The sequence below is a fragment of the Methylobrevis pamukkalensis genome, from assembly GCF_001720135.1.
Lineage (GTDB): Bacteria > Pseudomonadota > Alphaproteobacteria > Rhizobiales > Pleomorphomonadaceae > Methylobrevis > Methylobrevis pamukkalensis.
In genome coordinates this window covers 1-14848 of the sequence record NZ_MCRJ01000109.1, presented here as the reverse complement: position 1 = coordinate 14848, position 14848 = coordinate 1, and the positions used below count along the sequence as shown (strand labels likewise).

Annotated in this window: 9 protein-coding genes and 3 pseudogenes; 7 read left to right on the top strand and 5 right to left on the bottom strand. The window is 71.0% G+C overall.

What is annotated here, in order from left to right; genetic code table 11:
- From A6302_RS16115 to A6302_RS16100, 4 genes are all read left to right on the top strand, one after another.
- A partial coding sequence (locus A6302_RS16115) for an SEL1-like repeat protein (protein ID WP_210183357.1) occupies nt 1-1541 on the top strand: 1541 nt, incomplete at its 5' end.
- A gap of 188 nt (nt 1542-1729) precedes the next feature.
- Entirely contained in the window at nt 1730-2659 is a 930-nt protein-coding gene (locus A6302_RS16110; protein ID WP_069307899.1) for a sulfite exporter TauE/SafE family protein, read from the top strand.
- The gene (locus tag A6302_RS16105; RefSeq protein WP_069307898.1) at nt 2656-3447 is read left to right on the top strand and encodes a TIGR02186 family protein; all 792 of its coding nucleotides are present in this window, start codon (nt 2656-2658) and stop codon (nt 3445-3447) included. The genes A6302_RS16110 and A6302_RS16105 overlap by 4 nt, the downstream gene beginning before the upstream one ends.
- A 114-nt stretch (nt 3448-3561) precedes the next feature.
- Entirely contained in the window at nt 3562-4503 is a 942-nt protein-coding gene (locus A6302_RS16100; protein ID WP_069307897.1) for a glycine--tRNA ligase subunit alpha, read from the top strand.
- A gap of 428 nt (nt 4504-4931) precedes the next feature.
- Here the strand turns inward: A6302_RS16100 and A6302_RS16095 are convergent, their stop codons facing one another.
- Entirely contained in the window at nt 4932-5150 is a 219-nt protein-coding gene (locus tag A6302_RS16095) for a hypothetical protein (protein WP_069307896.1), read from the bottom strand.
- 389 nt (nt 5151-5539) lie between these two features.
- Between A6302_RS16095 and glyS the strand changes: the two genes are divergently transcribed.
- Nucleotides 5540-7636 carry a glycine--tRNA ligase subunit beta gene (glyS, locus tag A6302_RS16090; protein ID WP_069307895.1) on the top strand — a complete coding sequence of 699 codons (2097 nt, stop codon included), beginning with the start codon at nt 5540-5542 and terminating at the stop codon, nt 7634-7636.
- Nucleotides 7637-8233: 597 nt separating this feature from the next.
- On the opposite strand, the gene pdeM is transcribed toward glyS, so the two are convergent.
- From pdeM to A6302_RS16075, 3 genes and pseudogenes are all read right to left on the bottom strand, one after another.
- Nucleotides 8234-8929 carry a ligase-associated DNA damage response endonuclease PdeM gene (gene pdeM / locus A6302_RS16085; RefSeq protein ID WP_069307894.1) on the bottom strand — a complete coding sequence of 232 codons (696 nt, stop codon included), beginning with the start codon at nt 8927-8929 and terminating at the stop codon, nt 8234-8236.
- Between the two features lie 43 nt (nt 8930-8972).
- Nucleotides 8973-11564: pseudogene (locus A6302_RS16080) on the bottom strand (ligase-associated DNA damage response DEXH box helicase).
- Nucleotides 11531-12177, bottom strand: a pseudogene (locus tag A6302_RS16075) (S24 family peptidase). The pseudogenes A6302_RS16080 and A6302_RS16075 overlap by 34 nt, the downstream one beginning before the upstream one ends.
- Before the next feature lie 451 nt (nt 12178-12628).
- Between A6302_RS16075 and A6302_RS16070 the strand changes: the two are divergent.
- Both A6302_RS16070 and A6302_RS16065 read left to right on the top strand, forming a co-directional pair.
- Nucleotides 12629-12997, top strand: a complete 369-nt coding sequence (locus A6302_RS16070; protein WP_069307893.1) for a DUF952 domain-containing protein — start codon at nt 12629-12631, stop codon at nt 12995-12997.
- 35 nt (nt 12998-13032) lie between these two features.
- Nucleotides 13033-14090, top strand: a pseudogene (locus tag A6302_RS16065) (quinone-dependent dihydroorotate dehydrogenase).
- On the opposite strand, the gene A6302_RS16060 reads toward A6302_RS16065, so the two are convergent.
- A partial coding sequence (locus tag A6302_RS16060; protein ID WP_069307892.1) for a glucosamine kinase nucleotide-binding domain-containing protein occupies nt 14041-14848 on the bottom strand: 808 nt, incomplete at its 5' end. The pseudogene A6302_RS16065 and the gene A6302_RS16060 sit on opposite strands and share 50 nt — an antisense overlap.

Below are 14848 nucleotides of genomic sequence, written 5' to 3'. Positions count from 1 at the left end.
CCAGGACCGACTACATTGCCGCCGCCCGGCGCGCGGCCCAGCAGGCGGCGAGCGAGCAGCAGACCCGGGCCGAGCCGGAGCGCAGCCCCGAGCGGGCGGCCGCCGCCGAGGACTTCACCGCCAGCGGTCTCGGTGGCCTGATCCGCACCCACAAGCGTCACCTCCTCCTGGCCGCGGCCGCGCTGGTGCTGACGCTGGGCGCGGTGCGCATCGTCGGCTGGACGCTGGCCCCGGCCGAGCGGCCGCCGGTCGTGAGCGAGATGCCGGCCGGGTCCGTGTCGCAGCCGGATGCAACCGCTGGCGCCGATGTCGCGGAGGCGCCGGACACGGATGCGTCCGGCGCCGATGCCGACGTCGCCATGACGGTCGAGCCGCCCGTGGCGGCGCCGAGCGAAACGGACACGGCAGACGACGGCGCGGCCAGCGCAGTCCCCTCTGACGACCGCGCAGCCGGCGCGCCCGCCGCCGTGCCGACGACCGAACAGGCCCTCGACGCCCCCGCCAGCCAGCCGCCGGCCTTCGGCGACGTGTCGCGCCAGCTTCCCGCCAACCAGTTCAGCGCGCCTCCTGCCGAAGGTCTGACGGCGGAAGGACTGGCATCCGGTCCCGATGCGGAGGCAACGCCTCCGGCCGGTGCCACGGCGGAGGCCGGACCGGCGATCGCCGCCGGCGTCGCCGCGCCGCTGCCGCCGGAAGGCATCGGCTCGATGGCGCTGCGCGAGGCGGCTGCCAAGGGCGATCCGCGCGCGCAGTTCGAGGTGGCCGCCCGCTTCGTCGAAGGACGCGGCACCACCCAGGACCTCAAGGCCGCCGCCGAATGGTACGGCCGCGCGGCCGACAGCGGTCTTGCCGTCGCGCAGTATCGCCTCGGCAGCCTCTACGAGAACGGCTCGGGCCTGCCCCGGGACTTCCGCGCCGCCTCCGACTGGTACACCCGCGCCGCCGAGGCCGGCAACGCCAAGGCGATGCACAATCTCGCCGTGCTGATGACCGACGGCAGCCTCGGCAATCCGGACTACGCGGCCGCCGCCGGCTGGTTCGTCAAGGCGGCCGAACTCGGCATCCGCGACAGCCAGTACAATCTCGGCATCCTCTATGCCCGCGGCTTCGGCGTGCCCCCGGATCTTGCCTCCTCCTACAAGTGGTTTGCCCTCGCCGCCAACGCCGGCGACACCGAGGCGGTCAAGAAGCGCGACGACGTCGCCCGCTCGCTGAGCGAGGACGCGCTGGCGCGGGCCCGGCTCGCGGTCGAAACCTGGACGGCCAGGCCGCTCGATCCCGCCTCCAACGAGGTCGAGATCGACGATCCGGCCTGGCTGGAAATGCCCAAGCCGACGGTCGCGAGCGTGCCGTCCGGCGATCTGGTGCAGCAGGCGCAGGCGCTTCTCGCCCGGCAGGGCTTCGATCCCGGCCCGGCCGACGGCATGATGGGCAAGCGCACCCGCGACGCCATCATCGCCTTCCAGCGCCAGCGCGGCCTGACGCCGACCGGCGAGGTCGATGCGGCGCTGGTCCAGGCGCTCGGCGAACGGTCGATCTGACGACGCGGACGATCCACGCGGTCCCCGGGATGGCCCGCGTGGATTGACGGACCCGCCGGCCGCCCGTAACCCTCGTCAGGTTGGGGTGCGGAAGCCGGGGTCCGCGACGCCCGTCGCTCCGGCGACGGGACGGCTGCGGATCGGGACAGGACTGATCGGAACGGGGGCTTTCCGGGCGGAGGCGGGTCTTGGACATCTATCTGCCGATCGCCGAGCTTTCGATGAACATCTTCCTGCTCACGGCGATGGGCGGGGCGGTCGGCTTCATCTCGGGCCTGTTCGGCGTCGGCGGCGGCTTCCTGCTGACCCCGCTGCTGATCTTCTCCGGCATTCCCTCGGCGGTGGCGGTCGCCACCGTCTCCAGCCAGATCGTCGCCTCCTCGGCCTCCGGCACCTTTGTCTACGTCCGCAAGAAGCTGGTCGACTTCAAGCTCGGCGGCTTCCTGCTGGCGTCGGGCATCGTCGGCTCGGCCGGCGGCGTGTGGCTGTTCTCGCTGCTGCGCTCGCTCGGCCAGCTCGATCTGGTGCTGGCGCTCTGCTACGTGGTGTTTCTCGGTACGATCGGCGGGCTGATGCTGGCCGAGTCCGTGGCGGCGATGGTGCGGTCGCGGCGCGGACAGCCCGCCCCGGCGCGCCGGCCCGGCCAGCACAACTGGATCCACGGCCTGCCGCTGAAGGTGCGATTTCGCCGCTCGCGGCTTTACGTTTCGGCGATCCCGGTGGTCGGCCTCGGCATCGCCATCGGCTTTCTCGGCGCCCTGCTCGGCATCGGCGGCGGCTTCATCATGGTGCCGGCGCTGATCTACCTCCTGCGCGTGCCGACCAGCATCGTCGTCGGCACCACGCTGATGCAGACCTTCGGCACCATGGCCTTCGCCACGGTCATGCAGGCTGGCACCAACCATACGGTGGATGCCATCCTCGGTCTCGCGCTGATGGTCGGCGGCGTGATCGGCGCCCAGTTCGGGGCGCAGGTGGGCCAGCGCCTGCGCGGCGAGACGCTGCGCGCCCTGCTCGGCCTTTTGGTGCTGATGGTGGGCATCCGCTTTGCGGTCAATCTGGTGCTGACGCCGGGCGAGGCCTTTTCCGTCACCACCATGAGCGGAGAGGGGCTGTGATCGCGCGCGCCTCCCTCGCGAAGATCGGCGCGCTCGCCGCGGCGCTCGCCCTGGCGGGCGGCGTCACGTTCCTGCCCGCCCGCGCCGAGCAGCTGGTGACGACGCTTTCCAGCGAACTCGTCTCGATCTCGTCCAACTTCACCGGCTCGGAAATCGTGTTCTTCGGCTCGATCGAGCGCGACGCCCAGAGCGTGTCGCGGCCGGCGGACTACGAGATCGTCATCGAGGTGAAGGGGCCGCCGGCCAACGTCGTGACCCGCGAGAAGCAGCGCACGCTGGGTCTCTGGATCAACCGCGCCTCGGAAAGCTACGACCTGGTGCCCGCCTTCTACGCCGTGCTGGCCAGTGCCCCGCCCGAGGCGATCGCCGGCGACGGGGTGCGCGCACCGCTCGGCATCGGCTTCGACATGGTGCCGCTGCGCCGCGAGGCCGGGCCGACCCGGCCGTTCCGCTCCGCCTTCGAGAAGGCCTTCCTGCGGCTGATGCAGGCGCAGGGGCGCTACGCGGAAATCGACGACGCGGTAACCTTCCTGACGCCGACCCTGTTCAAGGCGTCGCTGGTGCTGCCGGCCAACGTGCCGATCGGCAGCTATGACGCGACCATCCACCTGTTCCGCGACGGGGTGAAGCTGGCCGATGCCGGCCAGCGGATCGAGGTGGCCAAGGTCGGCTTCGAGCAGCTCGCCACCCAGTTCGCCCGCCAGCACGGCTATCTCTACGGTCTGGCCACGGTGCTGATGGCGACCTTCACCGGCTGGCTGGCGGGGATCATCTTCCGCAGGGATTGATTCCGGCCGTTGCCGGCGGTCCAGCCGGCTTGACCGCGCCCGGCCGCGCCCCTAGACCTTCGGCACGCACCGGCCCCTGCGCGCTGCCGCGCGCCTTCTTTCGGAACACCCGCCATGTCCGCCATCGCCCCCGCCAACCCGCTCGACCCGCGCCGCTCGTTCCAGGGCCTGATCCTGACGCTGCAGCAGTTCTGGGCGGCGCAGGGCTGCGTGGTGCTCCAGCCCTATGACATGGAGGTCGGCGCCGGCACCTTCCATCCGGCGACGACGCTGCGCTCGCTCGGGCCCAAGCGCTGGAACGCCGCCTATGTGCAGCCCTCGCGCCGGCCGACCGACGGGCGCTACGGCGAGAACCCGAACCGCTTCCAGCACTACTACCAGTTCCAGGTGATCCTGAAGCCCTCGCCGGCCAACCTGCAGCAGCTCTATCTCGACAGCCTGACCGCGATCGGCATCGACCCGCTGGTCCACGACATCCGCTTCGTCGAGGACGACTGGCAGAGCCCGACGCTGGGGGCCTGGGGCCTTGGCTGGGAGTGCTGGTGCGACGGCATGGAGGTCTCGCAGTTCACCTATTTCCAGCAGGTGGCGGGCCAGGAATGCAATCCGGTGTCCGGCGAGCTCACCTACGGCCTCGAACGCCTCGCCATGTATCTGCAGGGCGTCGACAACGGCTACGAGCTGAATTTCAACGGCCGCGAGGGCGACGAGAAGGTTACCTACGGCGACGTCTTCCATCAGGCCGAGGAAGAGTATTCCCGGCACAATTTCGAATATGCCGACACGGAAATGCTGAAGCGGCATTTCGAGGATGCCGAGGCGGAATGCAAGTCGCTGCTGGCGCAGGGCGCCGCCGCGGCGGGCGAGGACGCGCGCCACAAGTGCGTGCTGCCGGCCTACGACCAGTGCATCAAGGCGAGCCACCGCTTCAATCTTCTCGACGCCCGCGGCGTGATCTCGGTCACCGAGCGCCAGAGCTACATCCTGAAGGTGCGCGAACTGGCGAAAGCCTGCGGCGAGGCCTGGGTCCAGACGGCAGACGGCGGGGCGGCCTGAGGAAGGCGGTATCTGGAGAGGCGCTGGCGGCGAGGCCACAAGCCGTGGCCTGCCGACGCCGGGGCTTTCCCTCGCCCTTCGAGACAGCCGCTTCGCGGCTTCCTCAGGATGAGGGAAAGGGCAACCGCCTGAGATCAAACGAGGATTTTTCGAGGCTCATCCTGAGGAGGCCTGGAACAGGCCGTCTCGAAGGACGAGGCCGGGTGCATCGGCCCGTTGCCATCTGGCAGATCGGTCGCCCGGCACTGACGGACGAGAGGTTCTGATCCTCCCCGGACTGCCGCGCCTGCAGAGCGCAGGAGATCTTCCCCGGCTCCCGTCTCTCAACGCGTCGTCCCAAAAGACAAACGGGCAGCCGGCGTCTCTGGCGGCTGCCCTGTTTCCCTCAACCTGTCATCATCCAACGGCAACCCGCAGCCAAACGCCCGTCAGTGACGGGCCATCTGTCGGCCCTGGCCGCGGTCGTCGATCGCATCCGCCCAGGCTTCGACCCAGGCCTCCGCATGCCGCGCGTCGACGCCGTAGCGGCGCTGCAGGGTGGCGACCAGATGGTCGCGGCTGCCACAGGTGCGCTCGATCTCGCAGTAGCGCTCGTTCGCACGATTGCCCGTCGCCGCATGCCTTACGCGTTCCTGAAGCTTTCCCATCGCGCTTCCTCCTTGCTTTGCCAGTCTTTGTCGTTTGCCGGCTTCCGATCGTCCCGTCAGCGGCACTCTTCTTGATTTTGATCATATCACTACGAGACTGCGACACTTTATCACGGCTTTATTGCATCTGAAAGACGCAAGAAAGGAGAACTATACCGAAATTCATATGATGACACGAGTCTGTCGAGCCGGTCCTGCGATCGCGGCTCCGCTCTGGACCACGACACATCCGCCGTCGCCTCGCCGGGGAGATTCCCGGCCGGCGACGGGTGACATTCCTCGCGGAAACGACTAATCACCAAGGCCGGTTTTCGGTGCATCGCGGACGCTGGCGCCAGTGTGGCGTCCTCCCGCGGCACCTCCTTCGCCAGTCCGGAGCCTTGCCGTCCATGCCCGATCTTCTCGTCGAACTCTTTTCCGAAGAGATTCCCGCCCGCATGCAGGGCCGGGCCGCCGACGACCTGAGAAGCCTCGTCACCGGCGCGCTGGTGGAGGCGGGCCTGACCTATGAAGGCGCGAAGGCCTTCGCGACGCCGCGTCGTCTCGCCCTCACGGTTCATGGCCTCACCTCCCGCTCGCCGGATCAGAGCGAGGAACGCAAAGGCCCCCGGGTTGGTTCCCCGGAAAAAGCACTCGAAGGATTCTTGCGCGGCGCGGGCCTGTCCTCGGTCGCCGAAGCGCGGATCGTCTCCGATCCGAAGAAGGGCGACTTCTATGTTGCCGACATCAGCCGCCCCGGCCGCCCGGCCGAGGAGATCATCGCCGAGGTGATCCCGGCCGTGGTGCGGACCTTCCCCTGGCCGAAATCCATGCGCTGGGGCTCCGGCGCGCTGCGCTGGATCCGGCCGCTGCACACGATCCTCTGCACCTTCGGTCCGGAGACCGAGGAGCCCGAGGTGGTGGCCTTCGAGGTGGACGGCATCCGCTCGGGCAACACCACCCGCGGCCATCGCTTCCTCGCGCCGGACGCCTTCACCGTCCGCCGCTTCGAGGACTATGTGTCCAGTCTCGAGAAGGCGAAGGTGATCCTCGATCCGGCGCGCCGCCGCGACGTGATCCTGCACGACGCCCGCGACCTTGCCTTTGCCAGCGGCCTCGAACTCGTCGAGGACGACGACCTCCTGGATGAGGTGGCCGGCCTCGTCGAATGGCCGGTGGTGCTGATGGGCCGTTTCGAGGAGAGCTTCCTCGCCATTCCGCCCGAGGTGATCCGGGCGACGATCCGCGCCAACCAGAAGTGTTTCGTGCTGAGGGACCCGGCCACGGGCAAGCTCGCCAACCGCTTCCTGCTGGTCTCCAACATCGCGGCAAGCGACGGCGGCCGCACCATCGTCGCCGGCAACGAGCGGGTGATCCGCGCCCGGCTGTCGGACGCGAAATTCTTCTACGAGCAGGATCTGGCGGTGACGCTGGACGAGCGCCTGCCCAAGCTCGACAAGATCACCTTCCACGAGAAGCTTGGCACCCAGAGCGCGCGGGTCGAGCGCATCGCCGCGCTTGCCACCGAGATCGCGCCGCTGGTCGGCGCCGATCCGGCGCTGGCCGCCCGCGCGGCCCGGCTCGCCAAGGCCGACCTCGTCACCGGCATGGTCGGCGAGTTTCCGGAACTGCAGGGCCTGATGGGCCGCTACTATGCCGCCGCCCACGGCGAGGATCCGGCGGTCGCCGCCGCGATCGAGGAACATTACAAGCCGCAGGGCCCCGGCGACCGCGTGCCCGCCGCGCCGGTCTCGATCGCGGTCGCGCTCGCCGACAAGCTCGACACGCTCACCGGCTTCTGGGCGATCGACGAGAAGCCGACCGGCTCCAAGGATCCCTATGCGCTCCGCCGCGCGGCGCTGGGCGTGATCCGGATCGTGCTGGAGAACGGGCTGCGAATCCGTTTTGCGGGCGCCATCGCCACCGCAGCGACGCTGCCCGCCGATGTCGCGGCCGACCTCCTCGCCTTCTTCCATGACCGCCTGAAAGTCCAGCTGCGCGAGCAGGGCGCGCGGCATGATCTGGTCGATGCCGTGCTGGCGGATGCCAGAGACGGAGATGGCGCGGGCGCGGGCGACCTCTTGCTGGTCACCCGCCGGGTCGAGGCGCTCGGCGCCTTCCTCGGCAGCGAGGACGGCCGCAGCCTGCTGGCCGGCTATCGCCGCGCCGCCAACATCCTGAAGGCCGAGGAGAAGAAGGACGGCCGCTCCTACGAGAGCGCCGTGCCCGACCGGCATCTGCTGGACGAGACCGGCGAAAACGCCGAGAAGGTCCTTGCCGCCGTGCTCGACGCCGCCATCGGCCACGCCGTCGCCCATGTGGCGCGCGAGGACTTTGCCGGCGCCATGGCCACCCTCGCCGAGACCCGCCCGGCGATCGACGCCTTCTTCGATCAGGTGCTGGTCAACGCCGACGATCCGGCCATCCGCCTCAACCGCCTCGCCCTCCTTGCCCGCATCCGCGCCGCCTGCCACACCGTGGCGGATTTTTCGCGCATCGCGGGGTGAGGGCGGGATAGGGGCCGAGGGCGCAGGTTTTTGCCTCTCGGGTTGTCATTCCCGGCCTCGGCGCGCAGCGCCGAGGGGAAGGGAGGCCGTTCACCTCCCTTTCTGCTCCACCTCACCTTACGCCATCGTCGGGCTCGACCACGGCTGTCCGGTTCGGCAAGGACGGCGGTCTTTAAGAATGTCATCCTCACTTCCGTCTTCGCCGGGCTTGACCCGCGACCCAATGGCCGTGCGGCATACGAAGTGTCGCGATGGAAATACGCGCTGAAACAACTCGGTCGATCGCTGGCTGCGGATAGGCCATTGGGTTGCCGGGTCGAGCCCGGCAATGACGGTGGAGAGGCTGCGGGTAATCCCGACGGCCCCCGTTTGCCGCCCCGGTGGCTTTCCCCTCGCCCTTCGAGACCGTCGCTTCGCGACGTCCTCAGGGTGAGGGGAAAGAGCAGCCTCAGGGTGAGGGAAAAGGGCAGCGCTGCGTCCAGATCGCTGAAATTGTTGAGGCTCATCCTGAGGAGGCTCGCAAGGGCCGTCTCGAAGGACGAGGCCGGGGACGGCTGTTGTGACATCGGATAGGGACTGCCACCCCTGCCAAGCCCCCTACCCGCCTCTCAGATCCCCCGCCCGCACCGGGTGCACCCGGGTCTCGCCCAGCATCCAGGCGTGAAACGCGCGGCCGGGGAACAGGGCGCGGAAGGCGGGGTCCAGCACGTTGAGGCCGCCGGTGAAGGCGCCGATGGCGGGCAGGATCAGGCGGCGGCCGTCGCAGGCGAATGCGCGGCGGCGCAGGGAGCGGCCGCGCACCACCACGCGGGCGGCGGGGTGCAGGTGGCCGGCGACCTCGCCGGCCTCGCCGCCAGCGGCCGGCGCGTGGCGGAACAGCAGCGGGCCGACCGCGATCTCCTCGGCCGCCCGGCCGCCGCGTCGCGCGGCGGGGTCGGGGTCGTGGTTGCCGGCGACCCAGGTCCAGTCGGTCGCCGCCGTCAGCGCCCGGATGCGCGCGCGGTCGGCGGCGGACAGGCGGGCATCGGCGCCGCGATCGTGAAAGCTGTCGCCAAGGGCGATCACCCGCTCGGGCCGGTGGCGGGCGAGCAAGGCCTCCAGGATGCCGAGGGTGAGGCCGGTGTCGTAGGGCGGCAGGAACAGGCCGCGCACGGCCGCCGCCGAGCCCTTCTCGAAGTGAAGGTCGGCGACCACCAGCAGCCGCTCGTCCGGCCAGACCAGCGCCCCGGCCGGATCGAGCGCCAGCCGTGCCCCCTGAAAGCGCAGGGCCGCGCAGCGCAGCGCCCCGGCCATGCCGTCCTCCTCCGCGCGCCCGTCTTCAAGTGCGCGCCTGTCCTCAGCCGGCTCCACGCATCGTCTCCCCGGCCATCGCCGCCCCGCCCATCGCCTCTTCCACCAGCGCGTCCGCCGCCTCGGCGAGAATGTCGTCGGCCGCCTCGCCGGAGACCGGCTCGCGGCCGACCTCCAGCATGATCGGCACCGCCAGCGGCGAGATCCGGTCCAGCCTCTTATGCACGATTCGCCCGGAAATGCGGGAGAGCATGTCCGACAGGCGCCTCAGATCCAGCAGGCCGCTCGCCGCGTCGGCGCGGGTGGCGCGCAGCAGGATGTGGTCGGGTTCGTGGCTGCGCAGCACGTCGTAGACGAGGTCGGTGGAGACGGTCACCTGCCGGCCGGATTTTTCCGCGCCCGGATGGCGGCGCTCGACAAGGCCGGCGATCAGCGCACAGGCGCGAAAGCTGCGCTTCAGCATCCACGTCTCGTCGATCCAGGCTTCGAGATCGTCGCCGAGCATGTCGGCGTCGAACAGGTCGCCGACCGACGGCGCATTGCGGGCAAAGGCCTGGCCGATGTCGCCGAGGCCCCAGACCGCGACGCAGTAGTCGGTGGCGACGAAGCCCATGGGCCTGAGTTTCGCCCGCTCCAGCCGCCGGGTCAGCAGCATGCCGAGGGTCTGGTGGGCGAGCCGGCCCTCGAAGGGATAGGCGACCATGTGGAAGCGGTCGCCGCGCGGAAAGGTCTCCACCAGCAGTTCATCGCGGGCCGGCAGCACCGAGACGAGGCGCTGGATCGCCAGCCACGCGCGCACCTGCGCCGGCAGCCCGCTCGCCTCCGGATCGGCCAGCAGCGCCCGCACCCCTTCGGCGAGATAGGTGGAGAGCGGAAACCGGCCGCCGGCATAGGCGGGGATCTTCGGCGCCTCGTCGCGGGCGCGGGTGACGAGGATCTGGTTCTCGCGGATGCCCTCGAAGCGCAGCACCTCGCCGGCAAAGAGGAAGGTGTCACCAGGGGTGAGCTGTTCGGCGAAATATTCCTCCACCTCGCCGAGCACCCGCCCGCCGCGCAGCGGGGCGCCGGCCTTGCCGCGGGTGCGCCGAGGCGGACCTTCAGCAGCGGCTCCTCGATGATGGTGCCGACATTCAGCCGGTATTGCTGGGCAAAGCGCGGATGGGTGAGGCGGAAGCTGCCGTCCTGCACCCGCCGGATCTTGGCGTAGCGCTCGTAGGCGGCGAGTGCATAGCCGCCGTTGGCCACGAAGCCGACCGTGCGGTCGAAGGTCTCGCGATCGAGCCGGCGATAGGGATAGGCCGAGCGCACCTCGGCATAGAGATCGTCCGCATGGAAGGGCCCGGCGACGGCGCGGCCGAGCACATGCTGGGCCAGCACGTCGAGCGCGCCGTCGCGGATCGGCGGGGTGTCCTGCGCGCCGCTTGCATTGGCTTCCAGCGCCGCGCGGCATTCCATCACCTCGAAGCGGTTGGCCGGCACCAGGATCGCCCGGCTCGGCTCGTCCATGCGGTGGTTGGAGCGGCCGATGCGCTGGGCAAGGCGGCTCGCCCCCTTCGGCGCGCGACATGGATCACCAGATCGACGTCGCCCCAGTCGAGGCCGAGATCCAGCGTCGAGGTGGCGACCACGGCGCGCAGGGCCCCCGCGCTCATCGCCGCCTCGACCTTGCGGCGCTGGCCGGCGTCGAGCGAGCCGTGGTGGAGCGCGATCGGCAGCGTCGCCTCGTTGATCCGCCAGAGTTCCGAGAAGATCCGCTCCGCCTGGCTGCGGGTGTTGACGAAGACGATGGTCATGCGGTGGCGGGCGATCGCCGCCAGCACCGCCGGCATGGCATAGCTCGCCGAATGGCCGGCCCAGGGCACCCGCGCCTCGACGCGAGGATGGTGATGTCCGGGCTTGCGCCGCCCGGCACGGTGACAAGGTCGGCCAGGCGACCGTTGCCCTCGGCGTCCGCCGCTTCACTGCAATCGCCGCCCCCGACCTTCTGCGGCATCAGCCAGCCGCGCAGCTGGTCCGGATCGGCCACCGTCGCCGAGAGGCCGGTGAAGCGGGCGGCCGGCGCCAGCGCCCGCAGCCGGGCAAGGCCGAGGGCGAGGAGATCGCCGCGCTTGGAGGTGACCAGCGCATGGAGTTCGTCGAGCACGACGGCGGCAAGGCCGTCGAAGATGCGCTCCGCGTCGCTGCTGGCCACCAGCAGGGCGAGCTGTTCGGGGGTCGTCAGCAGGATGTCCGGCGGGTTCAGCCGCTGGCGCTGGCGCTTGTGGGCCGGGGTATCGCCGGTGCGGGTCTCGACCGTGACGGGCAGGCCCATCTCGGCGACGGGGGCCTCGAGATTGCGGGCGATGTCCACCGCCAGCGCCTTCAGGGGCGAGATGTAGAGCGTGTGCACCCCGCGTCTGGCTGTGCCCGGCTTCGGCTTGCCGCGGGCGGCCAGCTCCACGAGGCTCGGCAGGAAGCCGGCCAGCGTCTTGCCGGCGCCGGTGGGGGCGATCAGCAGCGCCGAGCGACCGGCCGCCGCCGTGTCCAGCAGCGCCTGCTGATGCGGCCGGAGGCTCCAGCTGCGCGCCGCGAACCACGCGGCAAACCGCGGCGGCAGATCGGCCACTACTGGCTCGCCCACAGGATGCGGGCGATCCACTCGACCTCCTCCACCGCCAGCACCCGTTCGGGATGGGCCGGGTTGAACGAGGCGAGCTCGATGGTGCGGGCGCTGCGCCGGGCCAGCACCTTCGCCATCATCTCGCCGCCGCGGGTGCGCACCACCACCTTGTCGCCGCGGCGCAGCTGCGCGCTCGGCGAGACGATGATCATGTCGCCGTCGCGGTAGAGCGGGCTCATGGAATCGCCCGCGACCTCCAGCGCATAGACCGCCTCGCCCTGCTCGCCGGGGAAGGACACCGCGTCCCAGTCGTTGCCGACCGGCAGGCCCCCGCCGTCGAAGAAGCCGCCGGCACCCGCCTGGGCAAGGCCGATCAGCGGCACGGAGCTCTGCTGCGGGGGCAGCAGGTCGCCGCTTTTCCGCTCGCCGACCAGCAGCGCATAGAATTCGTCGAGCCCGGCGCGGTCGCCTCCAGCACCTTGGCGAGCGACTCGGTGGAGGGCCAGCGCGGCCGGCCGTCCCCGGCAAAGCGCTTCGACTTGTTGAAAGTGGTGGGGTCGAGCCCCGCCTTGCGGGCGAGCGCCGACGGGCTCAGCCCGAAGCGGGCGGCCAGCGCATCGACCGCGGACCAGATCTGGTCATGGGACAGCATCGTCATGTCTCCCCGACCTTGAGGCGCCTCCGGACCACGTGTCCGGACGCGGGCCCGGCCCGGTTCGCAAGTTCTCGCCCGCGCGCCCCTGCCCGAGGTCCTCCCCTGAGGTCCCGCGCGCACATGCTTGCCCGCGCGAGCGCAGGCCTCCCTGCCCATCAGGCGGGAACCGGCGGCGCGACCGGTCCTGCTGGACGGGTCGCCGGGTTCACGGCAGGAGCGAGGAATATAATCCGTTTCCAGACATAGCCGGGGTTTTCTTTCCTGTCCAGTGCGCAATGATCCGGCCCCGATCCGCGCAGATCCGCAACGGCCGCCTTGCGCCCGCCATGGTCGCGGGCTAGAGCGTGAGCCGTCCCGGACGAGCGGATGCGATGGGCAGCGCATCCATCAGCCGGCGCGTGACACAAGCCCCGACAGGGCAAGACCGGAACGGCGAGGGATCGGGACGATGGACAGCATCTTCAAGATCGTCGACCGCGCTCTCTGGGCGCAGGCAGAGGCTGCCGGACGCTTCGACGGCGCGCCGGTGGACCTTGCCGACGGCTACATCCACTTCTCCACCGCCGCGCAGGTCGAGGAGACGGCCGCGAAACACTTTTCCGGCCGCAACGACCTGCTGCTGGTGACGGTCGATCCCGCCCGGCTGGGTGCGGCGCTCACCTTCGAGCCCTCGCGCGGCGGCGCGCTGTTTCCCCATCTCTACGCGCCGCTGCCATTTTCCGCCGTGACGGACGTGCGCCCACTGCCGCTCGGCGGCGACGGCCGCCACGTGTTTCCGCCCCTCGGGTCCCCCCTGACCGGCGAGGCGGGCGCGTGACGGTTCGCGGCTACGGTCTCCTGCAGCGGGCGCTGATGCCCTTCATCGACGGCGAGCAGGCCCACGGCCTGACGCTCAAGGCCCTGAAGGCCGGCATGCGCCCGCCGGTCGCGCCCGTGACCGACCCGCGGCTTGTCGTCCGCCTGCTCGGCCTCGAATTTCCCAACCCGGTGGGCATGGCCGCCGGCTTCGACAAGAATGCCGAGGTGCCCGACGCCCTGCTGCGGCTCGGCTTCGGCTTCACCGAGGTCGGCACGCTGACGCCCCGCGCCCAGCCGGGCAACCCGAAGCCGCGGATCTTCCGCGACCCGGCGGCCCGTGCCGTGGTCAACCGGCTCGGCTTCAACAACGACGGCCACGGCCCGGCGCTGGAGCGGCTGGTGCGGCGCCGGGCGAAGGGCGGCATCGTCGGGGTCAACGTCGGCGCCAACAAGGACAGCGGCGACCGGATCGCCGACTACGAGACCGGCATCCGCGCCTTTGCCGGCATCGCGTCCTATTTCACGATCAATGTCTCCTCGCCCAACACGCCGGGCCTGCGCGACCTGCAGGCGCGCGGCGCGCTTGGCGACCTGCTTGCCCGGGCGATCGCCGCCCGCGACGAGGCGATTTCCGAGGCCGGCCGGCGGGTGCCGATGCTGCTGAAGATCGCGCCCGACGTGGACGACGCCGGCCTTGCCGACATTGCCGAGGTGTCGCTGGCCAGCGGCATCGACGCCTCGTCGTCTCCAACACCACCCTGTCGCGGCGCGGCGTGTCGCCGGCGCTCGCCGCCGAGTCGGGCGGCCTGTCGGGAGCGCCGCTGTTCGAGCGCTCGACCATCGTGCTCGCCCGCATCCGCCAGATGGTGGGGCCAGGCCTGCCGATCGTCGGCGTCGGCGGCATTTCCTCCGGCGCCGACGCCTTTGCCAAGATCGCGGCGGGCGCGGATCTGGTGCAGCTCTACACCGGCTTCGTCTACCAGGGCCCGGGGATCGCGACATCGGTGTGCCGCGACCTCGTGCGGCTGATGGCGCGGCAGGGCCTGTCGTCGCTCGCCGACCTCAGCGGCCGCGATGCGGATGCCTGGGCGAAACGCAAGATCCCCGACTGAATTCAGGCCGGTTCCGGCCTTCCGGCAAGGCCGGCGGCGCGGCGGGCCAGACCGATCGCGCGTCGAGGGCGTCGCCCTGCGGCGCGACCAGCAGTCCCGTGACCCGGCCCGGCAGATGCGGCCGCCAGACGCCGGCAAGGCCGCCGACGAGGGCGATCCGCGTGGCGCCAAGCGCCGCCAGCCGGTCCAGCAGCGCGGCGACGTCGCCCGCCGCCTCGGCGAGGAGCGCAGCGGCGACCGGATCGCCCGCCGCCGCATGGGTGAAGACCGCCGGGGCATGGGCCGCCCAGTCGCGCGGGGCGGCGTGGCGTGCAAATTCCAGCATCCGGTCCGGCCGATCATCGAAGGCCGTCATCAGGGCAGCGGTGAAGGCCGAGGCCGGCGCAAGCCCTTCGGCGGCGGCGAGGGCCCGGCGCAGCGCCGCCCGGCCGAGCACCGCGCCCGAGCCGCCATCGGACAGCGCAAAGCCCCAACCGCCGACCGTCATCGTCCGCCCGCCGGCGATCATCAGGCCCTGGCTGCCGGTGCCGAGCACGAGGATCGCGCCGTCGCCGCCGCCATGGGCGCCGAGGCAGGCGATCTCGCTGTCGCCGATGAGCGCCAGGGTGGCGAAGGGCGGCGCCACGGCGCGGAAGGCCTCGGCGTTGCCGCTCTTCACCGCGCCGGCCAGGCCGAACCCGGCGGCGGTCTCGCGAACGACCTCCGGCGCAAGCCCGGCCCGGGCGAAGACCTCGGCCGTCACCGCCGCCACCGTGTCG